Source organism: Tabrizicola sp. (assembly GCF_030694085.1).
In the GTDB taxonomy this organism is placed as follows: domain Bacteria; phylum Pseudomonadota; class Alphaproteobacteria; order Rhodobacterales; family Rhodobacteraceae; genus Tabrizicola.
Window position 1 is genome coordinate 173,132 of the sequence record NZ_JAUXZE010000035.1, and the last position, 24,693, is coordinate 197,824.

Genomic DNA, 24,693 nt, shown 5'->3' on the forward strand with positions numbered 1-24,693 from the left:
CGTTCTTCCTTATACTTACTTTGTAAGTTGACGCGCGACCGCTATAACTTACACTGTAAGTATGTCAACCCGCATCGTGGACTTCGCACCATGACAACCATTGACCCACCCCGCCGACCCGGCCTCACCCGGGACCTGATTACCCAAGCTGCGCTGACGCTGGCCGACGCGCGCGGCGTGGACAGCCTGAGCATGCGCGCTCTGGCCAAGGAACTGGGGGTCGAGGCGATGTCGCTCTACAACCACATCCGCAACAAGGATGACCTCCTGGGCTCGGTGGTCGACGCTGTGGTAGGCCGCATCGCCTTGCCAAGCGCAGGCAGCAACTGGCAGGACGAGCTTCGGGCACGCGCACATTCGATGCGAACGGTGTTTCTAGCCCACCCCTGGGCCCCTCCGCTGATCGTGGGCCGGATCAATGTGGGCCCCAACGCGCTGGCGCTCATGGACGCCACGCTGGGCTGCCTGCGCGCGGCTGGGTTCAGCTACGTCCAGGCCGATCACGCGATGATCGCTCTCGACAGTCTGATCTACGGCTTCCACCTGCTTGAACGCAGCATGCCCGTGGAACCCGAGAACTACGCCGACGCCGCAAACACCTATCTGCCCGCGATCGATGCGGATCGCTATCCACACTTTTGCGCCTTGGGCCAGATGGTGGCCGATGGGTCCTATGACGGGGTGAACCATATGGCGTTCGGGCTGGACCTGCTGTTGGAGGCGCTTGAAGCGCAACGCCGGGGATGATCAGCGCGCTTTCGGCCCTTTCCCGCGACAGATCATCCCCGGCACCAACGACCGTCACCTGAACTTGCGCATCAGCCTGATCCGACGGGCGGGCCGCACCTGCGAGTCAACCTGGGTTCCCCAGCACAATGTCTGGTTCCAGGTCTGTCGGTGCCTGGGTCTGCCCTCCCGCAAACTGATCGCGCGCAGGGCGGTGGCGCGGATGGCTACATTGCATTAACCATTGGGTTTCCAAATCCTTAATGACCGCGCTCAAACCATTGATAGTTATATATTTTCGGAAAATGTCCACCGTGGACACGTCCGCTGCCAATCCCGCTTGCTTTTCCGACCCTCTCGGGCCATTTCTGCCCCCATGCTCAAGACCCGCATCATCCCCTGCCTCGACGTGGCCGACGGTCGCGTGGTGAAGGGCGTCAATTTCGTCGACCTGATCGACGCCGGCGACCCGGTCGAGGCCGCGAAAGCCTACGATGCCGCCGGCGCGGATGAGCTTTGCTTCCTCGACATCATGGCGACCGAAGACAACCGGGCCACGATGTACGACCTCGTCACCCGCACCGCCGAACAGTGCTTCATGCCCCTCACCGTCGGCGGCGGCGTCCGCACGCCCGAGGATGTGCGGACCCTCCTCCTGGCCGGGGCCGACAAGGTCAGCTTCAACTCCGCCGCCGTGGCCCGCCCCGACGTCGTCGCCGAAGCCGCCGACCGCTTCGGCAGCCAGTGCATCGTCGTCGCCATCGACGCCAAGACGGTCGCGCCGGGCCGCTGGGAAATCTTCACCCACGGCGGTCGCCGCGCCACCGGCATCGACGCGGTCGCCTTCGCCCGCACCGTCGCCGCGAAAGGCGCGGGAGAGATCCTCCTGACCTCGATGGACCGCGACGGCACGAAGCAGGGCTTCAACATCCCCCTCACCCGCGCCATCGCCGATGCCGTCGACATCCCCGTCATCGCCAGCGGAGGGGTCGGCACGCTGGACCACCTCGTCGAGGGCATCGCGCAAGGCCACGCCTCCGCCGTCCTCGCCGCCTCTATCTTCCACTTCGGCACCTTCACCATCGGCCAGGCCAAGGCCCACATGGCCGCCGCCGGCATCCCCGTGAGGCTGTCATGACCCTCGAACGCCTCGCCGCCACCATCGCCGCCCGCAAGGGGGCCGACCCCGAAACCTCCTGGACCGCCAAGCTGCTGTCCAAGGGGCCGGAGAAATGCGCCGAGAAGTTCGGGGAAGAGGCCGTCGAGGCGATCATCGAGGCGGTCAAGGGCGACCGCGCCCGGCTGACCTCGGAAGCGGCTGATGTCCTCTACCACCTCCTGGTGATGCTCGCCGCGCGGGACGTGACGCTGGAAGAGGTCCTGGCGGAACTCGACCGCCGCGAAGGCACGTCCGGCATCGCCGAAAAGGCCGGACGCTAGATCAAGCCCGCGACCGGCGGGCTGACCCGATCCGGCGGCCTACTTCTTGCCCTGCTTCTTTGGCGTGAACTGCGCGATCACGGCCGCGGTCGGCTGGAACCACTTCAGCCCGTGTTTCTCGGCCAGCGCCTTGCCGTTGATCTGCAGCGGATCGGCGCGGTTCCACGGCTGGATTTCACCTTAACATGTTCGATGATCTCGGACAGGACAGCAATCTGCTTCGCCGTATAGGCCTCACCGTTTTGCCGGTTGGCCAGCGAAATCCCGATAGCGCAGCGGTTGGCGATCCGGCCGCCACCGCCCTCAATCGGCACATTCGACCCGACATGCGCCGCGCGGTTTGCAAACGGCGTGCAGAAATAGACGATCGGATCGGACCCGTCGGCATTGATGGTCTTGGCCGTGTCGCGCCCGTCGCGAGCGATGATGACGTGGTAGCCAAGGCCGACCGACCGGAGATGGTCGATACTTGATCGGGCAGTAGAGCCGGCAGTGGCATGCAGGACAATGGCGGTGGGGGGTGCGGCCCAGACCGAAGTCGTCAGCTGCGGGGTGACGGTAACCGTTGAAAAAGCCATGAAAATGCTCCGTAGCAGGAAGGGGCGGGTTAAATTCTGGCAGGAAGAGTCAATGGGCAGGCAATAGTCCAATTGTCGTGAAGATACCCCAAATCGCAGCAAAAGTCACGCGCAGAGGTGCCGCCGCCCTAAAGCCCCAGTCGCGGGATCTCGATCGCCGGGCAGCGGTTCATCACCACCTGCAGCCCCGCCTGCCGCGCCCGCGACGCTGCCGCCTCGTCGATCACGCCAAGCTGCATCCAGACCACCTTCGCGCCCAGCCGGACCGCCTCGTCCGCCACGGCTCCGGCTTCCTCGCTGCGGCGGAAGATGTCGACCATGTCGACCGGGCCGGCTTCGGCCAGCGTCGCCACCACCGTCTCGCCCAGCGCCTTCTGCCCGGCTTGCCCCGGATTGACCGGGATCACCCGATAGCCCTTGCGTTTCAGATAATCCGCCACCCGGTGACTTGGACGGTCGGGCTTCGGCGACCAGCCCACCAGGGCGATCGTCTTGACGCTGGTCAGGATGTCACGGATTTCACTGTCGCTTGGCATGAGACCTCCGAAAAGAAAATGGCGCCCAAGGATAACCTCAGGCGCCAAGTAGCGGAACGAGGGACAGTGAAGAGAGTACGGGGTTCCGGACCCGTGCCTCTACACATTCATTTAGGAAGCAAGCGCCGGGATTGAAGACCCGTCTCAAAGACGTGATCACGCGGCACCTCGCGTCGCCGCATAAAGCGACACGGCAGCGGCGTTCGAGACGTTCAGGCTGCCAAAGGCCCCGGCAAAGGGGATACGGGCCAAGACATCGCAGGTCAGCCTTGTCTTTTCCCGCAGGCCCGGACCTTCCGCCCCCAGCACCAGAGCGATGGGTCTGCCGTTCACATCCGCCACCGCCTTGTCCAGCGCGACCGGGGCCTCGCCTTCCAGTCCGATCAGCGTGAAGCCCATGTCCTTCAGGGCCTCCATCGCCTCGGACAGGTTTGTCACCTTCAGATAGGGCTGCCGCTCCAGTGCGCCGCTGGCGGTCTTCGCAAGGGCGCCGGTCTCGGGGGCCGAGTGGTGCTTTGGCGCGATCACCGCCCGTGCCCCGAAGACTTCGGCCGAGCGCAGGATGGCACCTACGTTGTGCGGATCGGTCACCCGGTCCAGAAGGACGACCAGCGGCAGACCGTCACCCGCCGCGCAGACGTCGGTGAACTTGCCCCAGTTCAAGGGCCTGACCTCGACCGCCGCGCCCTGATGCACCGATCCCTCATCGATCGGCACGTCGAAGTTTCGCGGCTCCACCACTTCGGGGGCCAGCCCCGAAGTCGCAACGGCTTCTTCCAGCTTGTCCAGCGCGTTCTTGGTCAGGACCAGACGCAGCTTCTCGCGCCGGGGGTTCACCAGCGCATCGCGCACGGCGTGGAGGCCGAAAAGCCAGACGGTTTCCCGCGCCTCGCGCCGCTCACCACGCTCTTTTTCCACCACCCAGGCCGGTTTCTTTCCGCCCGCTGCCATGTCCTGAACCCTTCCAAAACCAGTGCGGACCTTGGCTTGGACCCGGCCCGGGATGCAAGCCGAAAACTTCCCCGATCCCCCGCCGACTGCCCTTGACGCCCCCTGCCGCCTTGAGTAGACGAACGCCCAGTGGGCGATATGCTACAAGGTGTGGCAGCGGACTGTAACTCCGCCGAGGCGACTCATGCCTGGTTCGATTCCAGGATCGCCCACCATTTTTCCCTTTGGCAGTAACGTCAGGCTCGGCTTCGCGCCAGAGGCAGGCTCGGTGGCATGCGCGTTGGCGACCGCAATAAGGTCAACCCGCCCCCGACAGCCCATAGGCGAGGCGGGTCGCGGCGGTGGGTCCGCTTGCGGTCCGGGACGCCCTGCCATCGACCGGCATGTCACCAGACCGGATACCTGCCCCCGATGGGACCAGGGCCATGATCAGGCCTTGGGTCCGAGACCGCTTCATCTGCACCAGAGCGCAGGCCCGACCCAGCAAACGAATCACTCGAATCCGGCGTGACTTCGTGTAATGTTAATATCGTTAACAAGCCACAGGTCGCCCGATGGATCGCCGACAGTTCACCCTTGGAAGCCTGGGGCTTGCAGCCGGTCTGGCAGCCCCCAGCCCGATCCACGGCGAAACCCCAGCCTACCGCGGACCTAACGTGATCCTCGTGCGTTTCGGCGGCGGCGTCCGCCGGGCCGAAACCATCGATGCGGCGGCGACCTGGGCACCCTTTCTCCGCCACGTCCTCGCCCCGCGCGGCACCTTCATCCCCGACCTCAGGATCGACAGGCTGGAGGGGGTGAACACCAGCCACGCCGAGGGCACGCTCAACCTTCTGACCGGGCGCTATCTCGCGTACCGCGAGCTGTCATCAGTCGGCGACCGGCTGGAACCGACCGAACCCACGCTTTTCGAATACCTGCGCCGCAGCTTCGACATTCCGTCGCATCAAGTCCTGCTGGTCAACGGCGAGGACCGGCCGCAAGAGGAGTTCTTCACCTTCGGCGCCGGCGACCATTTCGGCATCGATTACCGCTCCGAAATGCTGTCGCTGCATCGCTACAAGCTTTACCGCACCGCGCAGCAACTGGCTGAGGCATCGCTTCCCGAGGATCAGGTCCTGAAGGTGCAAGAGGAACGTCAGACGCTCCTGACGCGCGACCCGCGTGGCGCGACCCCGGACCCCTCGCCCGAGGTCAACGCGTTCTGGGCCCGCTGGCGGCAGGACTTTGGCGATACCGGCCTGAAGAACCCGCGCGGCGACCGGCTGTTGACCGAGCTGTCGGTCCGCGCGATGGCCGAGCTTAAACCCCGCTTTCTGATGGTCAATTATCAGGACCCGGATTACGTCCACTGGGGCAACCCAAGCCACTACACCCGGGCCATCGCGATCATCGACGAAGGCTTGCAGCGCCTGACCACTGCCGTCGACGCCGACCCCTTCTACCGCGAGAATACGATCTTCGTGATCACCCCCGACTGCGGCCGCGATGCGAACCCGCTGGCCGAGGTGCCGTTCCAGCACCATTTCAACTCGCGCAGCGCCCACGAGACCTGGGCGGTGATCTTTGGACCCGGCATCGGCAAGGGCGTGATCGACAAGCCCGTCGACCAATCCGCCATTGCCCCGACCATCGCCGCTGCAATGGGCTTCGCCGCCACCCGGGCCGAAGGCAGTGTCATCGACGGGGCTTTCCTGTGACTCCCATGCCCGAACCGGGGTTGGGCCGCGCCGCCTATGGCCCCGGCCGCCTGGCCCGCCTTGGCCGCTTCCTTCTGAACGGCATCATCGGCACGCTTCTTTGCACCGGCCCTGTCACCGCGCTGATCGCGCTCGGCTGGCTGACCCGCCGCCAGGGCTACCTTGCGCGGGACCGCTTCGGGGCCGCCGAGGACCCCCCCGGCTGGCTACGAGGTCCCCGCGAATGGAACGGCCGCCCGACCGGACGGCTTGTCCGCGCGCTGGGAGGCCTTGCCGCAAACACGCGCGCTGGCCTGATGGCTTTGACTGCGCTTCTGGCCTGGACGCTGCCCTTTACGCTGCTCTGGCTTGGTGCCTGGTGGGCGGGGTGGGAGAACTCGTTCAACAAAGGCTACGAACAGGCCCTTGTCGGACCTTCGGTGTTCCTTCTTGGCGTGCTCCTCGCCGCCCTGATCCTGCCCGCCCTGCCCCTGATGCTGGCGCATCTCGCAACCGAGGACCGACTCGCTGCCGCCTTCGAGCTTCGCCGGGTGCGCAGTCTGACTGCCCAGGCGACCTGGCGCATCCCGGCGCTGATGCTTGTGACCACGCTTTGCGCGCTGCCCTTCGCCGCGGCCCGCGGCCTTGTCACCACCTCTACGGATTGGGCGCCCTGGGTCCAGGATCTGGCCCCCGACCAGCTTGCCGCGCTGCAAGGGCAGATCACCCTTGGCTTTGCCGCGCTCGCCTTCGTGACGTCCTGGCTTCTGCGCAGTCTGGCCGCGCGCAGCTATGCCCTGGCCGCCCCCCGCGCCGCCGGATTGAAACCCGGCCTCTGGGACGGGACCCAACCGGCCGAGGCCGCCCGACCCGCCCGCCGCCGGTCGCGCTGGATGACCGCGCTTTGGTATGGCGTTGCATCGGGCATCAGCCTTGCACTCAGTTTCCTGATCCTGTCTGGCCAGTTCCTCGATCACGCCTGGTGGCGCTGGCTGTTCCATCCGGCGCTGACGCTGCCCTGGGCCGGATAGGTCGGTGCCACGGATGCACGGTGGTGAGCATCAGTGCCCATTCCACGCCAGGGAAAGCGTCAGGGCTGCCCGCCCTGCCCCGACAGGACCCACCCCTCAGCCCGGCCGCGTCACCACCAGTGCGCCTCGGTCTGTCGCGACCACAGTATGCTCATACTGCACCGCCGGTGCGCGCGGGCTTGCGTGCAGCGTCCAGCCATCACTCCCCGCCACCGCGACTCGCCCGCCCAAGGACAGGAAGGGCTCCACGGTCAGGACCAGACCGCGATGGATGCGGCGCCGGTCCCGGTTGGGCCAGGTCGCGATCTCTTCCGGGTCCTCGTGCAGGGCGCGACCGATCCCGTGGCTCGCAAGGTTGCTGATCAGCGTATAGCCGCGCTTCGCGGCAAACCGCCCAATGGCACGGCCGATGCCTGACAGCGGCTTGCCATGCCCCACCTCGGCGATCCCGACCTGCATAGCCCGCTTGCCGTCCCGGCACAGACGGTCCAGCTCCGGGCTGACATTGCCCAGCCGGAAGGTTGCGCCCGTGTCGGCAAAGAACCCGCCCTTTTCGGCCGAGACGTCGATGTTCACCAGGTCCCCCACGGCCAGAATCCGGTCACCCGGAATACCGTGCGCGATCGCTTCGCCCACGCTGATACATGTCGCGCCCGGAAAGGCGTAGGTCACTTCGGGGGCCGACCGTGCTCCTGCGGCGTCCAGGCACTGCCGACCGATCCCGTCCAGCTCCTGCGTGGTCATCCCCGGCTCCATCGCCCGCGCCATGGCCTGCATGGTGTTCGCAACGATCCGGCCGATGGTCGTCAGACCTTCCAACTCCTCGGCATTGGTAATGGTCATCCGGCGTTCCTTTCCGCTTTTGCCATCTCTAGCACAGAGATTCCGCCCCTGCCTCCCCCTTGCGCCCGGCCCCGCGCTGATGCGACACAAGACGCGCAACTCCCGGGGTCGGCCATGTCCTTTTCCACCCACTTCAGCCATGCAATCACCCGCCGCCCCTCGGCCTCGATCACCCGGGGCCTGCGAGCGGTCGACACCGGCACGCCCGACCTCGCGCTGATGCAGGCCCACCAAGCCGCCTACATCGCCACGCTGCGCGAAACCGGTGCCACTGTTGTCGAACTCCCCGCGCTAGACGCCTACCCCGACTCGGTCTTCGTCGAGGACACCGCGCTTTGCCTGCCGCAAGGCGCAGTGATCATGCGTCCCGGCGCACCCTCGCGCCTTGGCGAGGCGGCCGAGATGGCCCCGCATCTCCAGGCGCTCTACACCCGTGTCGTCGCGATCACCGGCTCGGACAGCTTCATCGAGGGCGGCGACATCCTCGTCACCGGACGCGAGATCCTCGTCGGCCGCTCGGCCCGCACCAATGCCGCCGGCATCGCCGAGCTGACCCGCCTTGTTGCCCCCTGGGGCCACAAGGTCCGCGAGGTCCTGACGCCTCCCGGCGTCCTCCATTTCAAGACCGACTGCTCGCTGCTGGACACTGACACGATCCTGTCGACCAGCCGCCTCTCCGCTTCGGGCTGCTTCGAAGGCTATACGGTCATCGACATCCCCGACGGCGAAGAGGCCGCCGCCAACACCATCCGGTTCAACGACCTTGTCCTGATGCCAGCAGGCTTCCCCCATACCCGCGATGCGATCACCAGGGCAGGGTTCACCCTGCGCGAGATCGGCAATTCCGAATGTGCCAAGCTGGACGGCGGCATGTCCTGCCTGTCCCTGCGCTTCACGCCATCATGACCTTCAATCTCCTCGCCGTCGGGCAATCCGGCCGCCTGGAGCACGAGGCGATCCTGCTTGCAGCTTCGCTCCGCCTCTCTGACCCCGGCTTCTCCGGCACCCTCTTCATCGCCGAACCCCAGCCCGGCCCGAAGTGGCAGGACGACCCCCGGATGTCCGAACGCACCCGCAAGATCCTCGCCTCGCTCGGCGCACAGATCCTGCCCTTGGAGACCCGCGCCTTCGGCACCGATTACCCGCACGGCAACAAGATCGAGGCGCTGGCCGCGCTCCCGGACGCGCCCTTCCTTTTCCTTGATACCGACACACTGGTCACTGGCCCGATCAGCGCCATCCCCTTCGACTTCACCAAACCCTCCGCCTCGATGCGGCGCGAGAACACCTGGCCCAAGGTCGAACTCTACGGCCCCACGGCGACCCAGACCTGGAAGGCGCTCTACGACCGCTTCGACCTCGACTTCGAGAGCAGCCTCGATCCCAGCCACCCCGAGGACTACTGGCAGCGCTTCCTCTATTTCAACGCAGGCTGGTTCTTCCACGAAAGCCCGCGCGCCTTCGGCAACCGCTTTCTCGCCTGGGCCAGGGAGATCCGCGCCAACCCGCCTGAAGAACTGGTCTGCCAGGAGCTTTACCCCTGGCTTGACCAGATCACCCTGCCACTGGTCATCCATTCCTACGGCGGCGGCAGACCCGGTGCGGAACTGACACCCCTCGACGGCAGCGCCACCTGTCACTACCGGACCCTGCCCCTCCTTTACGCCCGCGAAAGCGACCGGGCTGTCGAAGTGCTGACCGACATCGCCGCCGACCCCGACCTCCGCCCCGCCCTGCGCCAATGGGGGGCCTTCAAAAGGATGGTGATCCAAGGCGAGGGCGCAAAGGCCAGGGCGCTGTTCGACCGCGAGAACCTGCCCCGCCGCGAGCAGATGATCCGCAACACGCTGAAACGCGAAGGCCTCTGGGTGCGTTAGGTAGGGTGGGCGATATCGCCCACCCTACGCTTGCCCTCACATCTCCAGCGTCACCACCGGCCACAAGGACAGCACCAGCAGCCCCGCCATCGTCCAGTTGAACGCCCGCAGCCGCCCCGGCCCGTCCAGCCAGCGCCGCACCGCCTGTCCCGCCCCGGCCCAGACCGACACCGAGGGCAGGTTGACCAGCGCAAAGACCCCCGCCACCGCCGCATAGGCCAGCGCCGAAGGCTCGACCACATAGGCCGAGACCGCCCCCAGCGCCATCGCCCAGGCCTTCGGGTTCACCCATTGGAACGCCGCCGCCTGCAGGAACGTCATCGGCGCCGCCTTCGCCCGCCCCTCACCCGGAGCCCCCGCCTGCGCGATCTTCCAGGCCAGCCACAGCATATAGGCCACCGACGCGACCTTCAGCCCCAGCAGCGCCGGCGGCCAGGCCTTGAACACCCCCGCCAGCCCCAGCCCGACCAGGAAGACCATCAGCGCATGGCCCAGGCTGATCCCCAGCATGTGTGGCACGGTCCGACGAAAGCCGAAGTTCACGCCGCTGGCCAGAAGCATCATGTTGTTCGGCCCCGGCGTAACCGAGGTGACGAAGGCAAAGCCCAGGAGGGCAAGGAAAAGCTCATTTGTCATGGCGCAATCATGCGGCGTCACGGGTGGCTTTTGATTGCAATTTCCTGCCTTCGCGCGATAGTTTCGCAACAAATGACGAAACTTGACGACATAGACCACCGGATATTGCGTGAGCTGACGCGCGACGCCCGCCAGCCGAACCTTGCGCTGGCCGACCGGGTGGGCCTGTCACCCTCGGCCTGCCTGCGCCGGGTGCAGGCGCTGGAACGGGCCGGCGTCATCCGGTCCTATCGCGCCGTCCTTGACCCCGAAAAGCTGGGCATCGGCTTTGTCGCCTATGTCACCGTGGGCCTCGGCACCCATACCAAGGCCGCGCAGGAGGCTTTCGAACGCGCCGTCTCTCGCGCGCCGGAAGTGCGAGAGTGTCACAACATCACCGGCACCGTCGAATACCTGCTGCGGATCGAGACAGCCGACCTGGCCGCCTACAAGCATTGGCATACCGAGATCCTCGGCACCCTGCCGCAGGTCCGCGCGATCACCACCTTCGTCGTGATGGGCAGCCCCAAGGACGACCGCGCCTAGGCCAGCAGCCGGTCCAGCCCCTCGGCTGCGGCAAAGTCAGCCCCGGTCAGCCCGCCCGCATCATGCGTGGTCCACGTCACGCGGACATAGCCCCAGCCAAGGCAGATGTCCGGGTGATGCCCGATCTTCTCGGCGTGCCAGGCCACCAGGTTCGCCAGTTGGACCGGCTTGGCAAAGCCCTTGAACGCAAAGCTGCGGGTCAGCGTCCCGGCCGCTGCATCCAGCACCCAATCCCCCTGCAGGCCCTTCATCCGCGTGCCACACGCGTCCGCATCCAGCCGCTCCATCACGCCGTCTCCTGCTTCGGTGGATATTTCGGCGCATGCAGCCCCAGCTTCCGCGCCTTTGCCACATCGGCAAGCAGGTCCCGCTCGGCCGCCGCGAACAGGTCGTCCATCCGCTCGATCACGAAATAGACCGGCTGGTGGATGTCGATCCGGTAGGGCGTGCGCAGGATGTCGATCACGTCAAAGGGCCGCAACTCCGGCTGCCCCGCGCCCTGCCCCACAGCCCACAGCAGTTCAGAAGGCGAAGACGCCAGGCCCGAGCCCAGCGTCTTCGTCTCGCCGCCCTCCACCGTCAGCCCGAATTCGATGGAGAACCAGTAAAGCCGGATCAGCCAGGCGTAATCCTCTTTCGCGCAAGCCATGCCCGCCCGACCGATAGCCTGGCTGAAGCCGGCAAAGCGTGGATCGGTCAGCAGGGGCGTGTGCCCGAAGATCTCGTGAAAGATGTCCGGCTCCTCGATGTAGTCGAAGTCCTTGCGGCTGCGGATGAAGCTTGCCGCCGGAAAAGACCGTTCTGCCAGCATCGCAAAGAACCGCCCGAAGGAAATCAGCGCCGGAACCGGCACCACCTGCCAGCCGGTCAACGCGCGCAGCTTCCGCGACAGGTCCGGGCATTGCGGCACCCGGTCCCGCGGCATGTCCAGCACCTCAAGCCCCCGCAGGTACGGTTCCGCCGCATGGCGCTGCACCATCGGCAACTGCCGGGCGACGAGGTCCCGCCAGACGGCATCCTCCTCCGCCGTATAGTCGATGAACCCCGCCGCATCCGGCGTCTTGGCGGCATAGCTTGTCATGGGCGGCCTCGTTCTTGCCTCCCTTCCAGTTTGCCGCGTCCTGCCGGAATCACATTTCTTTTTGCGTGACCTATGCGATAATCGGGGCATGCCATTCCATGAAGTCGCCCGAATATGAAACCTGATTTCCCACTCGACGACGCAGACCGCCGCATCCTGACGGCGCTCCAGCGCGACAGCACCCTCTCGGTGCAGGCCCTGGCCGAGATCGCGGGCATGTCCCCCTCGCCCTGCTGGCGCCGCGTCAAGTCCCTGCGCGATGCGGGCGTCATCCGGGCCGAGGTCGCCCTTCTGGACCGTCGCCGCGTCGGCATGCCGGTCCTCGCCTACATCCACCTGTCCCTGATCGACCATTCGGAAGCCACCATCCGCAAACTTGACGACTTCATCCAAAGGCAGGACCGCATCGTCGAATCCGCCACCATCACCGGGGCCGACGATTACATGATCAAGGTCATGGCCCGCGACCCCGAGGATCTGGAGCGCTTCCTGATGCACGACCTGCTGGCGCTTGGCGTCGTCCGCTCCTCCACCACCCACTTCGTCCTGCGCCAGACCAAGTACACCACCGCGGTTCCGCTGGATTGACAACCGGTCGAAACCCGGCACCCTGACGAAAAAGGGGGGACAGGAATGACCGTCTGCTACACCACCGACCGGATGCTGCATTTCGGCGATTGCGACATCTCGGGCACCGCCTATTACCCGGCCTACCTCAACATCCTGAACGGCGTGGTCGAAGAGTTCTGGGCCCATATCGGCTGGCCCTGGCATGAGATCATCTGGAACGAACGCTGGGGCACGCCCACCGTCCACCTGTCCTGCGACTTCTCGAAACCGTCGTTCTTCGGCGACAAGCTGACCTTCCGGCTGTCCATCCTGAAGGTCGGCAAATCCTCGGTCCGCCTGCACCACACCATCCATTGTGGCGAGGAACACCGCTGGTCGGTGGAACAGGTCCTTGCGGCGTCCTGGCTGGACAAGCACACGTCGATGCCCTGGCCAGAGGCGGTCAAGGCCAAGCTGGAAAGCCTGATGACCCCGCCCGAACCCGCCCCGACCCCGGACCGCCGCGCCGTGGGTGCGCCGACCAGCGACACCCCCGACTAGGACGCCGCCCGCGCGGTATGCTCGGCATTGCCCAGAAGCAGGCTGGTGCCGGAATAGATGTCGCCCGTCATCTGCAGCGCCAGCCGTTCCGCGTCGCGCTTGCGGACCCCGTCGGCGATCTCGGCAATCTCGTCGGGGTCCACGCCCAGCACCTCCAGCACCTCGCCGCCCAGCGCCAGGGCCGAGTGGAAGACCTCGCGCATCTGGTGGTCCACGCCCTCCTTGATCAGGTCCAGCGCATGTGCCCGGTCAAAGGCCCGCGCCAGCACCGCCGCGTTCGGGAACTCATGCTTCACCAGCCGGGCGATCCGCGTCGTCACCTCCTTGCGGTCGGTGGCGATGATCACCGCCCGCGCCGTGCCCGCCCCGGCGGCCTGCAGGATGTCCAGCCGCGTGCCATCCCCGAACCAGACCTTGAAGCCGAACCGCTCTGCCGCGCGGATCATCTCGGGGTCGTCGTCGATGATGGTGATCGAACATTTCCGCGCCAGAAGCGGCTGGCTGGCGATCTGGCCAAAGCGCCCGAAGCCGATGATCAGCACGCTGCCGGACAAGCCGTCCGGCGCCTCCATTCCCTCCAGCGACACCACCGCCTCGGGCCGAAGCCGGTCATGCAGGATCACCATCAGCGGCGTCAGCGCCATCGAGACGATGATGACCGCGTTCAGGATCGCGTTTTCCTCCAGCGACAAAAGCCCCACCGCCAGCGCCGCAGAATACAGCACAAAGGCGAACTCACCCCCCTGCGCCATCAGCACGGTCCGCTCCAGCGCCTCGGCATGGCTGGCCCGGTAGACCCGCGCAATCCCGTAGATGATCGCCGATTTCAGCAGCATCAGCGCCGCCACCGAAACGGCGACCAGCCCCCAGTTCGCCGCGATCACCGACAGATCCAGCGCCATCCCCACCGCCAGGAAAAAGAGGCCCAGAAGGATGCCCCGGAACGGCTCCACATCCGCCTCAAGCTGGTGACGAAAGCTCGATTCCGACAGAAGGACGCCCGCGAGGAAGGCACCCATGGCGGCCGACAACCCGCCAAGCTGCAACCACAGAGCCGATCCCAGCACCACCAGCAACGCCGCCGCCGTCATCACCTCCCGCGCGCGGGACGCCGCCAGCAGACGGAACATCGGGTTCAAAAGATAAAGCCCCGCCACCACCAGCGCGACGATGGCCCCCAGCCCGATCCCCACGCCCATCAGCCGGTCGGCCAGCGTCACATCCTCGCCCCCCGGGGCCAGAAACGCGACCAGCGCCAGCAAGGGCACGATGGCCAGGTCTTCCAGAAGCAGGATCGACACGATCCGCTGCCCCTTGGGCGCGCTGATGTCCCCCCTCTCCTGCAACATCTGCATCACGATGGCGGTCGAGGTCAGCGTGAACCCCGCGCCCGCGATCAGCGACCCGGCATAGGGATAGCCCAAGGCAAAGCCCACCAGGCTCAGCACCGCGATGCAGACCAGTACCTGCGTCAGCCCCAGCCCGAAGATGTCGCGCCGCATCGCCCAAAGCTTTGACGGCTCCATCTCCAGCCCGATGATGAACAGGAACATGACGACGCCAAGTTCGGCCACATGCAGGATTGCCATGGGGTCCGCGAACAGCCCCAGACCGAAAGGCCCGATGGCCAGCCCGGCGGCCAGATATCCCAGCACCGACCCAAGGCCGATCCGCTTGAACACCGGCACCGCGACGACCGCCGCACCCAGAAGCGTCACGACCGAGACCAGATCAACGCCCGCCGATTCTGCCGCCATACCGTCCCCTCCGTGCCGAAGTCACACGCTCACCCGCCCCGCAACCGGGCGCAACCGGTAAAACCGCCGTAGGTCGGGCTTCAGCCCGACGCCCCCTGCACCCGGCCTCTCAGCCCGCGAAAACGTTCGCCAGGTCCGCGAACCCCTTCACTTCGATGGGGTTGCTGGACGGGTCCCGAAAGAACATCGTCCACTGTTCCCCCGGCTGGCCCTGGAACCGGACCTGCGGCGGCAGGACGAACGCTACACCGGCCGCCGTCAGCCGGTCGGCCAGCGCCTGCCAGTCGGGCAGATGCAGCACCAGTCCCAGATGCGGCATCGGGACCATGTGGTCGCCGACCTTGCCCGTGTCCGTCGTGGCAAACGGTGTCCCAAGATGCAGGCTGATCTGGTGGCCAAAGAAATCGAAATCGACCCAGGTCTCCGTGCTGCGCCCTTCGCGGCAACCCAGAACCCCGCCATAGAAGGCGCGGGCCTCGTCCAGGCTGGTGACGTGATAGGCCAGGTGGAAAGGGGTCAGCATCGCGGCACGCTCCGGGGTCAGGCAGGGGCGATCCAAGCACGGAAAGCCCGGAAACCGCAACAATCCTTCCCCTGCATGCGGCTGGCAAGGATGAAAATTCCGTAAATGTCCGCGACCAAGCCATTGTTTTCCTTATCTCGGCCAAGCCTGACCACCGTGGACATCCCCCCGTTGCCAGCCGGTCCGTTCCCCCCTACCCTTCCCCCAAAACAAGGGAGGACGACCCATGACAGACAGACCCCTCGGCTTCGAGACGCTTGCCATCCACGCCGGCGCCGACCCCGACCCCGCGACCGGGGCCCGGCAGGTCCCGATCTACCAGACCACCGCCTACGTCTTCCGCGACGCCGACCACGCCGCCAAGCTCTTCAACCTGCAAGAGGTGGGCTACATCTATTCCCGCCTGACGAACCCGACCGTCTCGGCGCTGGCGAACCGTGTCGTGGCGCTGGAAGGCGGGGCGGGCGGCATCGCCTGTTCCTCGGGCCACGCCGCGCAGATCATGGCGCTCTTTCCGCTGATGCAGCCGGGGCGAAATGTTGTCGCGTCCACGCGGCTTTACGGCGGCACGATCCAGCAGTTTTCCAACACGATCCGCAAGTTCGGCTGGTCGGCCAAGTTCGTCGACTTCGACGACCCGAAGGCCATCGAGGCCGCCATCGACGCCGACACCCGGGCGCTATTCTGCGAAACGATCTGCAACCCCGGCGGCGCGCTCTCCGACCTGCCTGCCATCGCCCGCGTCGCAAACCAGGCGCATATCCCGCTGATCGTCGACAACACGACCGCCAGCCCCTACCTCTGCCGCCCGATCGAGCATGGCGCGACCCTCGTCGTCCACTCGGCCACCAAGTACCTGACCGGCAACGGCACCGTGACCGGCGGGATCGTGGTCGACTCGGGCAAGTTCGACTGGTCGAAGGACGACAAGTTCCCCTCGCTTTCCCAGCCCGAGCCCGCCTACCACGGCCTTGTCTTCCACCCGACGCTCGGCAACATGGCCTTCACCTTCCACTCCATCGCCATTGGCCTGCGCGACCTGGGGATGACCATGAACCCACAAGGCGCCCACTACACGCTGATGGGGATCGAGACGCTGGCGCTGCGGATGGAGCGGCACGTGCAGAACGCTCAGATCGTCGCCGACTGGCTGGAGCAGGACCCCCGGATCAGCAAGGTCACCTACCCCGGCCTCAAGTCCTCGCCCTATCACAACATGGCGAAGATGATCACACCCAAGGGTCCCGGCGCGCTTTTCACTTTCAGCGTCAAGGGCGGCTATGAGGCCTGCGTCAAGCTGATCGACAACGTCAAGCTGTTTTCCCACGTCGCGAACCTGGGCGATACGCGGTCGCTGATCATTCATCCGGCCTCGACCACACACCGGCAGTTGACCGAAGATGCCCAGGTCAAGGCGGGTGCGGCGCCGGATTCGGTCCGCGTCTCGATCGGGATCGAGGATGTGCGGGACATCATCGCCGATCTTGATCAGGCGCTGGCCAAGGCGACAGCCTGAGTCGGACCCGCCGCCTGTCCGTCCTACGGGGCGCCAAGCGGCGGGGCCACGAACATTCCCTTCGGCAGCGGGTCGAGCCAGGCAATTCCGGCCCGCGCGGAAACCGGCTCGCCCGGTTTCCAGTCCAGGCTAAGCTGCATCGGACGGCAGATCTTGCCCACCGCGTCCGAGGCGCAGGCCTCGGCCACCGTCGCCAGCATGGCCAGAAGAGCAGCTTCGGGGCTGGCCGTGCCCTCGGCCCCGGCTTCGAGATCCAGGCGCACGGTGTCCGACCGAAGGACATGCGCGGCCAGGTCGGGAAGTTCGGCCCCCTCATCCTTCAGCCGGAAGACCAGCTCGATCTGGAACAGCGCAGTGCCCTGCACAAGGTCGACGCTGCCCTCGACCACCCGGGCCGATTGCACAGCACAGTCCTGGACCAACGTCTTCTGCAGTACCGGGCACAGCTTTTCGGCCACTTTCGGCGCACGGATGTCGGCCAGGACTTGCAGGAAAGCCGGCTCGGGCAGCTTTTCGCCCTCGGCCAGTAGGTCGGCCAGGTTCGCCTGGCGCTGCATGCGGACCACGCGGTCGGGCGCGAAACGGTCTTGCGCAAGATAGGCCCGCACTTCGTCCTGACGGACCAGTCCCCCGGTCGGCGAGATAAGCCAGTTCTGCCGCACGGGCGCAGGGCCGGCGTCGGCAGCGGCAACGGGTTCGACCGTCGCCGAATTGGGCAGCGACTGCCAATACTGCCAGCCCGCCGCGCCAAAGCCCACGGCCATCAAGAGGACGCCGGTTCCGATCAGCAGCCGCAGCATCAGAACTGCACCCCTTGACGAAGGTTCGCAAGATCGCCGAACGCAAAGCTCGTCGCGATGGCCCGGACCCGCGCTGCGAAATCCTCGCCCTCGGCGACCTGGCCCTCGATCTCGACATAAGTGTCCTGCGTCATGCGGATGCGCGCGCCCTGGATCGACGCATAGACGGCCTTTGGCTCCGCTGCGCCCGGCTGCGGCCCGACGACCGATATCGTGCCCCCGAAGCCTGCCCGTGAGACATCGGCCATGACCCCGAAACTGTCGCGGAACCAGGTGTTGTAGGCAGCGATGCTGTCCTGCATGGCGACAAACTTCACTTCCGCCTCGGCCTTGTACGACGCAGGACCGTCCGACAGCACCTCGAAGAACCTGTGTCCGGGGTTCAAGGCATAGGCGGGCTGGATGCCGCAGGCCGTCAGCGCCGCTGCGGGCAGGACCTCGACCGGAACGACAGGGTCCAGGTTTGCGACCCCGGCATGCGTCCCGCCCAAGAGGACCACCCGCTCGATCCGGGCGCCGGGCGCAAGGTGGATGTTCCATATCCGGTTTCGCACGAAGCTTTCCAGCACCAGGTAGACTGGTGCCCGCGTCTCGGTCACGGCGACATCGTAGACCTCGTAGGCCAGTTCCGCCGACGGCCTGACATCGACTGCGCCCGCTTTGCGATAGCGGTTGACGAAAACCTGCACCGCCGCAGCAAGGTCGCTGTCGTTGTAGGCCAGGATGGGCAGGTCCAGTCCGGTTCGTCCGGCGGTGACATGGCCCACGGTGGTCCCCTCAAGCGGAGGCGTCAACCGGCAGCCGGAAATCGGGCGGATCGTCATCAGTTCCGCCGGAGCGCCCGAGCCGACCCGTGTGGTGTAATTGTCGATGACATCCCTGATGAAGACCGGCCGGTTGCCCGCTGCCGCCGCGATCGGGCCCGTGACTTCCAGACCGTCGGGACCATCGCTCAGGAAGTCGGCGGGAGTCTCGCCCGACCCGGTGCGTCGGCTGGTGAACTCGCCGATCGTGGTGCCGTCCATGGCATCCAGCACTGCGGCCGGAAGAATCCCCTCGAACGCGCGAGGGCCAAGCGTGACCAGCAGCGTGGCGCCAAGCATGACGGCACCGACGATCAACAAACTGATCGGTCCGCGGATCATGGGGAACTGCTCCTGCCTTCTTCTCTTGGCGCCAATCTGCCCGGCGACTTGGGCCAAATCATGACGGAATCCGGCGGAATCCTTGCGAATCCCGCCGGTTGCCGCTTAACTTAATCGGCGATTTCCCAGGTCACTGACACATTCGCGATCAGTCCCAGCTCGCCCCCCACCACCGGCACCGGCGAGGCCGAGACCGCATCGCGGTACATCGGCGCCGGATCGGTCATCGCGCCCGCATCGCTGATCGACACCACCTGCCCCAACTTTACTCCGGCAGCGGAAGCCAGGAGTTCGGCCTTGTCGCGGGCATCGGCCACCGCCTCCTTCCTGGCCTCTTTGTAGGCAGGGTCAGGGTCGGCCAGGCCGAAGGTCATGCCGTTCAGCGTGTTGGCCCCGTCGGCGACGGCCGCATCCAGGACCGCCCCCGTCGTGTCCAGCGCGCGGACCCGCACGGTCAGCATGTTCGACGCGACATAGCCCGAGATCGTCGGGGTCGAACTGTCATAGCCCGTCCAGTTCGGGTTGATCGACAGGTTCGAGGTCTGCATGTCCCGGGCCTCGACGCCGGAAGCGGTCAGGCGTGCGATCACCGCATCGGTGGCCTTGGAATTCTCGGCCAGGGCTTCGGCGGCGGTGGCGCCTTGGGTGGTCACGCCGATCATCAGCGTCGCCATGTCGGGCGCGGCCTCGACGGTGCCAGTGCCGGTCACGCTGATGGTGCGCGACAGGTCCTCGGCCAGGACAGGGGCGGCCAGCGGCAGGGCAAGCGCGGTGGACAGGATCAGGGCAGACAGAACACGCATGAGGGTCTCCTTCGGTTTACGTGACATTTCGCAGTTGTGACGCGCGCCGCAACGACTTCCTTGGCCCTTTTCCTTCCCTTCGGCGAAAAGCTGCTTTAAACCTGCGCGCAACAGCTGGGGCACGTTCCAGCACCTTTAGAAACCGTGCTAGACCCGCGACATGAAACCCACATTTGCACTTGACCTGACGCGCGAGACCATCGGTCTCTTGCACCGGACGCCAAAAGGCTGGCTGTCGATCGGCGAGGTTGCGTTCGACGCACCCGATCTGCCCGAAGCGATGGACTACCTGCGCAAGACCGCGCTTGGCCTTTCGCCCCTGGGTGTTGCGACCAAGCTGATCCTGCCGAACAGCCAGATTCTCTACACCGACGTCACAGCCCCCGGCCCCAGCCGCGAGGACAAGCGCCGCCAGATCGCCACCGCTCTGGAGGGCCGCACGCCCTATGCCGTCGAGGATCTGGTCTTCGACTGGTCCGGCAAGGGCGCGACCGTCAAGGTCGCCGTGATCGCCAGGGAGACCCTGGAACAGGCCGAGGGCTTTGCCGTTGAGCATCGGCTGAACCCGGTCTCCTTTGTCGCAATCCCGGAAGATGGCGCTTTCGTCGGCGAGCCCTGGTTCGGCCCCACCGCCGCGGCGACCTCGATCCTGGCCGAGGATGAGACGGTCGACCGCGACCGCGAGCCGGTCTCGATCCTGCACCGCGAACTCCCCAAGGCCGAACCCGCTGTGGCTGCGTCCGTCGACAAGCCCGAGCCTGCGCCCGCCGTTGTGGCCGCCCCGGCCGACGACGATCTCCCCGGTCTTGCCGATGCCCTGAACTCCGACCTGCCGGAAGAGGTCACGACCCCGATCGCTGCACCGGCCAACCCGCCTGCGACCCCGCCTTCCCTTGATCCGGTCGAGGACCTGATCGACGAAGCGTCCGCTCTTGAACCCGAGGCGACACTGTCCCGCGAAGCCGCAACCGAACCGGTCGCCGCCGCCCGGGACCCAGAACCTGCCGCGCCCGCGTCAGCCCCTGCGCCCATAGCCCCTGTGGCAGCACAGCCCGTGATCGAGGTCGAAGAGGCACCCTTCGCCCATGTGACCGACACCTCCGCTTTCCCGGAAGGTGACGGCTTGCCCGCAGCTGCGCGGAAGATGGCGGTCGATCACATCGAGGACGACATTCCTCCCGCTCCGCCCTCGGCCGCGATGGTGGCCTTCGCCAGCCGCCGTGGCGCCGCCGCCGACAGCGCCGTTCGGCCCATGGACGGGGTGACGCGCAGTGTCACCGCGGCCGGCACGGCGAAACCCGCGCCGGCGGCACGACCGTCCACCGGCAAGGCCTTCTCGGGGCTTGTCACCGCCCCGTCGATTCCCGGCACCCGCGCCAAGCCAAAACTCAAGGGCAGCGACATCCCGCGCCCCGCAATCGGCGGCCCCACCACCGTAAAGTCGCCCGCCCGTCCCGGCGGGACTTTCGGCACGGTCGCTCCCGCAAAGAAGCGGACCGGGACCGTCTTCATGGTGATGGTTGCGCTTCTCCTGCTGTTCCTCGCCCTTGTTGCTGCCTGGGCCTCGTATTTCGTCGGCGGAAACGGAGCCCCGACCGAAGAGACCACCGCCACGACCCAGGTTGTGCCGGGCGTCGACGACGAGATGCTGGCCGACATGCAGGACCCCGAAGGGATGACCGATCCCATCCCCGAGGCGGAAGGCGTCGCCGCAGCCAGTGTCGAAGAGCTTGCAACGGAAAGCCTGCCAGTGAACATCGGCGGCGAAGACACCAGCGCTGACCTCGCCGGGGTCGGGCCGGTGGACGCAGCAGCCGAAGACCTGGCTTCGGCGGCTGCTGTCCAAGACCCGACGACTGAGCCCGTCGCCGAAACCGAAGAGCAGATTGCCGAGGTTGCCGCCGCGCCTGCACCCGAACCGGCTCCGGCAACGGTGGTGGCCACCGACGTCTCCGCCGCATCTGCCCCGGTCGAGGATCAGGACGAGATCTTCCTGTCCGCGATGGATGCACCGCCCCCGGCCCTGGACGCGTTGGCCCTGCCGGCGCTGGCCGTGGCCCGGGATGTGCTGCCCGATCCCGTCATGCCACCGCCGGCACCGGGGACCGTCTACCAGTTCGACGCGAACGGCCTGTTGAAAGCGACGCCCGACGGGATCATGAGCCCGGAAGGCGTGTTCCTGATCGCCGGGAAACCGCCCCTGCTCCCGCCCGCCCGCAGCGACGCAGCAACGGCCGCCGCCCTGGCGGCCGCACCCGTTGTTGCGGCACCCGAGGCGTCTCCCGACGCCGCGCCTGCTCCCACGTCGCCCTCCGATGCCTCGCTGGTCACTGCCGGTGAAGCCGACCCGGCGGTCGAGCTTCCGCCCGCCGACCCTGCGATGGCTGGCTTCCGCCCGCGCCCAAGGCCCGAGGGTCTGGCCCCGGACGCGCCCGACGATGCCGCCCTGACGCCGGTGAGCGCAACCGAATTTGCGACCCTTCGCCCCCTGCCGCGCCCCGCCAACGTTGCGGCCGCAGCTGCGGCCGCCGCCTCGACCCAGACACCTGACCTCGGCGCACAGGCTGCCTCGTTGACTGCCCAAGCCGAAGCAAAGCTGGCCGAGGCCGCCGCGCTGGAGGCCCAGAACCCGTCGATCGTCGCCATCTCGATGCGGCCCGCCTCGCGTCCGAACGACTTCTCCGGCGCTGTCGAGGCCGCCGTGGCCGCTGCCGTGCGCGAGCCTGCCCCCCAACCCGAGGTCGAGCTTGCCGCCGCCGCGCCAGCGGTGGAGGCCAAGCCCGAAGAGCTGGACGAGTTGGACGAGCCCGAGCCAGCGCGCGCTGCGCCCTCGATCCCGACCAAGGCCAGCGTCGCAAAACAGGCGACCTTCGCGAACGCGATCAATCTGTCGAAGATCAACCTGATCGGCACCTATGGCACCGACTCGCGTCGCTACGCTCTGGTCCGGCAGTCGAACGGGAAATACAAGAAGGTGAAGGTTGGCGACAAGATCGACGGCGGCACCATCAAGGCGATCACCGAGACCGAGGTCCGCTACCAGAAGGGTGGGCGGCTGATCAGCCTGAAGATGCCGAAGGCCTGACCCTGTCCACGCGGGTCAGGGTTGACGGTCCCTGCAAGATCAAAGACTTGACTGTGGACCTTAACCCTCTGGCAACGTGTTTCGCGCCTGCTTGTCTCCTCGCGCCCGGATAGCGACGAGAAGACGAAGTCGCACGAGGAGCTTTCCTCAGCCGGCAGCCACCCCGGCCTCGGCGAAGGTCAGCATCCCGGAATGGCAGGCGACGGCCCCCTGCACCACACCGATTGCCAGCGCCGCACCGGACCCTTCACCCAGCCGCAGGCCCAGCGACAAAAGTGGTTCCTTCCCCAGCTTCTCCAGCAGGCGGGCATGGGCACCCTCGGCGCTTTGGTGGCCCGCGATGCAGTGGTCCAAGGCCCCCGGCGCGGCCTTCTCCAGCACGGCGGCAGCGGCGCAGGAGATGAAGCCGTCCAGGATCACCGGCACCTGGCCCATCCGCGCGCCAAGGTAGGCCCCGGTCATCGCCGCGATCTCGCGCCCGCCAAGGCAGCGCAGGACCTGAAGCGGATCACCCAAGAGCGCCTTGTGCCGTTCGAGCCCCGCCGCAACGGCAGCTTCCTTGCGGCGCAGGCCGTCATCGTCCACGCCTGTCCCGCGCCCCGCCCAGCCGACGCCGCCATAAAGCGCGGTGGCAATGGCGGCGGCGGCGGTGGTGTTGCCGATGCCCATCTCGCCCGCGATGAAAAGGTCGGCCTCAAGGTTCACCGCCTCATAGCCCTTGCGCATGGCGTCGATGACCTCATCCTCGGTCATCGCGGGGGCCTCGGTGAAATCGGCGGTCGGGGTGTCCAGATCAAGCGGATGGACATCCAGCTTGGCCCCGAACGCATGCGCCAGCTGGTTGATCGCCGCCCCGCCGTGGGCGAAGTTCGCCACCATCTGCGCGGTGACTTCGGCCGGGAACGCCGAGACGCCCTTGGCCGTAACCCCATGATTGCCCGCAAAGATCACGATCTGAGGCCTTTCGGCGGTGGGCTTTGCAGTCCCCTGCCAGCCGCCCATCCAGATCGCCACCTTCTCCAGCCGCCCCAGCGCGCCCGGCGGTTTGGTCAGCTGTCCGTTCCGCGCCTCGGCCGCCGAGATGGCCACGGCGTCGGGTGCCGGAAGCTTCGCCAGCATCGCACGGACATCGGCAAGGGTCTGGAACGGCATCGTCTTCTCCGGATTGCACCTTATCGCATCTGGGGCTACCCCAAGGTCCACATGAACGCCAGCCGGGATAAGCCGCTTTGACCCCAATCCGCGACATCGCCATTCGGCTGCCCAGCGACCTTTTGTCGGCCTTTGCGCTGCTGTCGCGGCTGCCGTTGCCGAACCACCACGGCACCGGGGCCGCCTCGGCCTGGGCCTGGCCCCTGGTCGGCGCAGTGCTGGGGGCGCTTGGGGCGGCCCTGGCCAGCGCGGCGTTGTGGCTGGGGGTGACGCCGGGGGTTACGGCGGCGCTGGTACTGGCGCTGTCCGCAATGCTGACCGGCGGCCTGCACGAGGACGGGCTTTCCGACACGGCGGACGGGCTTTACGGCGGCTGGACCAAGGCGCGTCGGCTGGAGATCATGAAGGACAGCCGGGTCGGAAGTTACGGAGTGCTGGCGCTGGTCCTGGTCACGCTGGCCCGCTGGTCGGCCCTGACAGCAGTGCTGGTCTACGGCCAGAACGGGGGCGGGCTCTGGGCCGCGCTGATTGCCACGGGTGCCCTGTCCCGCGCGCCGATGGCGCTGGTGATGGCGCTGTTGCCCAATGCCCGTGGCGAGGGTTTGAGCCATGCCACCGGGCGGCCAAGTGCCGCGACCGCACTGGCGGCGCTGCTGATCGCCCTGGCGATTGCCGTGGCCCTGACCGGCTGGACGGCGGTTTCGCTGGGCTTCGCAGCCTTGGGCGCGGCGATCCTTCTGGCGTTCATTGCCCTGAGGAAGATCGGCGGGCAGACCGGCGACATCCTTGGCGCCTCGCAGCAACTGGCCGAGGTGGCCTGCCTCGCGGTTCTGTCCGCCCGCGCGGGCTAGGCCTGCACCGGCGCACCGCTGAACCTCTGGCCTTTGCGCCCCGCCCGC

Annotated in this window: 26 protein-coding genes and 1 tRNA gene; 14 read left to right on the plus strand and 13 right to left on the minus strand. The window is 66.8% G+C overall.

What is annotated here, in order from left to right; all coding sequences use genetic code 11:
- Positions 1 to 90: 90 nt before the first annotated feature.
- From Q8M85_RS05740 to Q8M85_RS05750, 3 genes are all read left to right on the plus strand, one after another.
- A complete protein-coding gene (locus Q8M85_RS05740) occupies positions 91 to 747 on the plus strand; it encodes a TetR/AcrR family transcriptional regulator (RefSeq protein ID WP_305541451.1) in 657 nt (218 codons plus the stop codon).
- 355 nt (positions 748 to 1,102) lie between these two features.
- Positions 1,103 to 1,864 carry an imidazole glycerol phosphate synthase subunit HisF gene (gene hisF, locus Q8M85_RS05745; protein WP_305541454.1) on the plus strand — a complete coding sequence of 254 codons (762 nt, stop codon included), beginning with the start codon at positions 1,103 to 1,105 and terminating at the stop codon, positions 1,862 to 1,864.
- The gene (locus tag Q8M85_RS05750; RefSeq protein ID WP_305541457.1) at positions 1,861 to 2,166 is read left to right on the plus strand and encodes a phosphoribosyl-ATP diphosphatase; all 306 of its coding nucleotides are present in this window, start codon (positions 1,861 to 1,863) and stop codon (positions 2,164 to 2,166) included. Before hisF ends, Q8M85_RS05750 begins: the two co-directional genes overlap by 4 nt.
- Positions 2,167 to 2,270: 104 nt before the next feature.
- Here the strand turns inward: Q8M85_RS05750 and Q8M85_RS05755 are convergent, their stop codons facing one another.
- The 3 genes from Q8M85_RS05755 to rlmB form a co-directional block, all read right to left on the minus strand.
- Positions 2,271 to 2,744 (minus strand): peptidoglycan recognition family protein, encoded by a 474-nt coding sequence (locus Q8M85_RS05755; RefSeq protein ID WP_305541460.1) that lies wholly within the window; start codon positions 2,742 to 2,744, stop codon positions 2,271 to 2,273.
- Positions 2,745 to 2,872: 128 nt separating this feature from the next.
- Positions 2,873 to 3,280 carry a CoA-binding protein gene (locus Q8M85_RS05760; protein ID WP_305541463.1) on the minus strand — a complete coding sequence of 136 codons (408 nt, stop codon included), beginning with the start codon at positions 3,278 to 3,280 and terminating at the stop codon, positions 2,873 to 2,875.
- 156 nt (positions 3,281 to 3,436) lie between these two features.
- Positions 3,437 to 4,231, minus strand: coding sequence for a 23S rRNA (guanosine(2251)-2'-O)-methyltransferase RlmB (gene rlmB, locus Q8M85_RS05765; RefSeq protein ID WP_305541465.1), 795 nt, complete (start codon positions 4,229 to 4,231; stop codon positions 3,437 to 3,439).
- A gap of 131 nt (positions 4,232 to 4,362) precedes the next feature.
- On the opposite strand from rlmB, the gene Q8M85_RS05770 reads away from it, so the two are divergent.
- The 3 genes from Q8M85_RS05770 (at position 4,363) to Q8M85_RS05780 (ending at position 6,941) form a co-directional block, all read left to right on the plus strand.
- Positions 4,363 to 4,446 (plus strand) — tRNA-Tyr (locus Q8M85_RS05770).
- Positions 4,447 to 4,785: 339 nt separating this feature from the next.
- Complete coding sequence (locus Q8M85_RS05775) at positions 4,786 to 5,931, plus strand: hypothetical protein (protein ID WP_305541468.1); 1,146 nt, start codon at positions 4,786 to 4,788, stop codon at positions 5,929 to 5,931.
- 5 nt (positions 5,932 to 5,936) lie between these two features.
- Positions 5,937 to 6,941 carry a hypothetical protein gene (locus Q8M85_RS05780; protein WP_305541471.1) on the plus strand — a complete coding sequence of 335 codons (1,005 nt, stop codon included), beginning with the start codon at positions 5,937 to 5,939 and terminating at the stop codon, positions 6,939 to 6,941.
- A 96-nt stretch (positions 6,942 to 7,037) separates the two neighbouring features.
- Here Q8M85_RS05780 and map read toward each other — a convergent pair whose 3' ends face one another.
- Positions 7,038 to 7,784 (minus strand): type I methionyl aminopeptidase, encoded by a 747-nt coding sequence (gene map / locus Q8M85_RS05785; RefSeq protein WP_305541474.1) that lies wholly within the window; start codon positions 7,782 to 7,784, stop codon positions 7,038 to 7,040.
- A gap of 114 nt (positions 7,785 to 7,898) precedes the next feature.
- Between map and Q8M85_RS05790 the strand changes: the two genes are divergently transcribed.
- Together Q8M85_RS05790 and Q8M85_RS05795 are read left to right on the plus strand one after the other, a co-directional pair.
- Positions 7,899 to 8,690: a dimethylarginine dimethylaminohydrolase family protein gene (locus Q8M85_RS05790; protein WP_305541477.1), complete on the plus strand. Its 792-nt coding sequence runs from the start codon at positions 7,899 to 7,901 to the stop codon at positions 8,688 to 8,690.
- Positions 8,687 to 9,661, plus strand: a complete 975-nt coding sequence (locus Q8M85_RS05795; RefSeq protein WP_305541480.1) for a hypothetical protein — start codon at positions 8,687 to 8,689, stop codon at positions 9,659 to 9,661. Before Q8M85_RS05790 ends, Q8M85_RS05795 begins: the two co-directional genes overlap by 4 nt.
- Positions 9,662 to 9,697: 36 nt before the next feature.
- On the opposite strand, the gene Q8M85_RS05800 is transcribed toward Q8M85_RS05795, so the two are convergent.
- A complete protein-coding gene (locus tag Q8M85_RS05800; RefSeq protein WP_305541483.1) occupies positions 9,698 to 10,297 on the minus strand; it encodes a LysE family translocator in 600 nt (199 codons plus the stop codon).
- 72 nt (positions 10,298 to 10,369) lie between these two features.
- Here Q8M85_RS05800 and Q8M85_RS05805 point away from each other — a divergent pair, with 72 nt between their 5' ends.
- On the plus strand, positions 10,370 to 10,822 hold the full coding sequence (locus Q8M85_RS05805) for an Lrp/AsnC family transcriptional regulator (protein ID WP_305541486.1): 453 nt from the start codon (positions 10,370 to 10,372) through the stop codon (positions 10,820 to 10,822).
- On the opposite strand, the gene Q8M85_RS05810 is transcribed toward Q8M85_RS05805, so the two are convergent.
- Together Q8M85_RS05810 and phhA are read right to left on the minus strand one after the other, a co-directional pair.
- A complete protein-coding gene (locus Q8M85_RS05810; protein WP_305541489.1) occupies positions 10,819 to 11,109 on the minus strand; it encodes a 4a-hydroxytetrahydrobiopterin dehydratase in 291 nt (96 codons plus the stop codon). The two genes, Q8M85_RS05805 and Q8M85_RS05810, sit on opposite strands and share 4 nt — an antisense overlap.
- Entirely contained in the window at positions 11,109 to 11,993 is an 885-nt protein-coding gene (gene phhA, locus Q8M85_RS05815) for a phenylalanine 4-monooxygenase (RefSeq protein WP_305541492.1), read from the minus strand. Before phhA ends, Q8M85_RS05810 begins: the two co-directional genes overlap by 1 nt.
- Positions 11,994 to 12,017: 24 nt before the next feature.
- Here phhA and Q8M85_RS05820 point away from each other — a divergent pair, with 24 nt between their 5' ends.
- Positions 12,018 to 12,491, plus strand: a complete 474-nt coding sequence (locus Q8M85_RS05820; protein WP_305541495.1) for an Lrp/AsnC family transcriptional regulator — start codon at positions 12,018 to 12,020, stop codon at positions 12,489 to 12,491.
- A gap of 45 nt (positions 12,492 to 12,536) precedes the next feature.
- Positions 12,537 to 13,013, plus strand: a complete 477-nt coding sequence (locus tag Q8M85_RS05825) for a thioesterase family protein (RefSeq protein ID WP_305541498.1) — start codon at positions 12,537 to 12,539, stop codon at positions 13,011 to 13,013.
- Here Q8M85_RS05825 and Q8M85_RS05830 read toward each other — a convergent pair.
- A complete protein-coding gene (locus tag Q8M85_RS05830; RefSeq protein WP_305541501.1) occupies positions 13,010 to 14,770 on the minus strand; it encodes a monovalent cation:proton antiporter-2 (CPA2) family protein in 1,761 nt (586 codons plus the stop codon). The two genes, Q8M85_RS05825 and Q8M85_RS05830, sit on opposite strands and share 4 nt — an antisense overlap.
- A gap of 109 nt (positions 14,771 to 14,879) precedes the next feature.
- Positions 14,880 to 15,293 (minus strand): VOC family protein, encoded by a 414-nt coding sequence (locus tag Q8M85_RS05835; protein WP_305541503.1) that lies wholly within the window; start codon positions 15,291 to 15,293, stop codon positions 14,880 to 14,882.
- Positions 15,294 to 15,519: 226 nt separating this feature from the next.
- Here Q8M85_RS05835 and Q8M85_RS05840 point away from each other — a divergent pair, with 226 nt between their 5' ends.
- Positions 15,520 to 16,809 carry an O-acetylhomoserine aminocarboxypropyltransferase/cysteine synthase family protein gene (locus tag Q8M85_RS05840; RefSeq protein WP_305541505.1) on the plus strand — a complete coding sequence of 430 codons (1,290 nt, stop codon included), beginning with the start codon at positions 15,520 to 15,522 and terminating at the stop codon, positions 16,807 to 16,809.
- A gap of 23 nt (positions 16,810 to 16,832) precedes the next feature.
- On the opposite strand, the gene Q8M85_RS05845 is transcribed toward Q8M85_RS05840, so the two are convergent.
- From Q8M85_RS05845 to Q8M85_RS05855, 3 genes are all read right to left on the minus strand, one after another.
- Positions 16,833 to 17,609: a hypothetical protein gene (locus Q8M85_RS05845; protein WP_305541509.1), complete on the minus strand. Its 777-nt coding sequence runs from the start codon at positions 17,607 to 17,609 to the stop codon at positions 16,833 to 16,835.
- Complete coding sequence (locus tag Q8M85_RS05850) at positions 17,609 to 18,754, minus strand: hypothetical protein (RefSeq protein ID WP_305541512.1); 1,146 nt, start codon at positions 18,752 to 18,754, stop codon at positions 17,609 to 17,611. Before Q8M85_RS05850 ends, Q8M85_RS05845 begins: the two co-directional genes overlap by 1 nt.
- Before the next feature lie 110 nt (positions 18,755 to 18,864).
- Positions 18,865 to 19,557, minus strand: coding sequence for an SIMPL domain-containing protein (locus tag Q8M85_RS05855; protein ID WP_305541515.1), 693 nt, complete (start codon positions 19,555 to 19,557; stop codon positions 18,865 to 18,867).
- A gap of 160 nt (positions 19,558 to 19,717) precedes the next feature.
- Here Q8M85_RS05855 and Q8M85_RS05860 point away from each other — a divergent pair, with 160 nt between their 5' ends.
- A complete protein-coding gene (locus Q8M85_RS05860) occupies positions 19,718 to 22,642 on the plus strand; it encodes a hypothetical protein (RefSeq protein WP_305541518.1) in 2,925 nt (974 codons plus the stop codon).
- A gap of 147 nt (positions 22,643 to 22,789) precedes the next feature.
- Here Q8M85_RS05860 and cobT read toward each other — a convergent pair whose 3' ends face one another.
- Positions 22,790 to 23,794, minus strand: a complete 1,005-nt coding sequence (gene cobT, locus Q8M85_RS05865) for a nicotinate-nucleotide--dimethylbenzimidazole phosphoribosyltransferase (RefSeq protein ID WP_305541521.1) — start codon at positions 23,792 to 23,794, stop codon at positions 22,790 to 22,792.
- A gap of 86 nt (positions 23,795 to 23,880) precedes the next feature.
- On the opposite strand from cobT, the gene Q8M85_RS05870 reads away from it, so the two are divergent.
- On the plus strand, positions 23,881 to 24,645 hold the full coding sequence (locus tag Q8M85_RS05870) for an adenosylcobinamide-GDP ribazoletransferase (protein ID WP_371135216.1): 765 nt from the start codon (positions 23,881 to 23,883) through the stop codon (positions 24,643 to 24,645).
- The last annotated feature ends 48 nt before the right edge of the window (positions 24,646 to 24,693 follow it).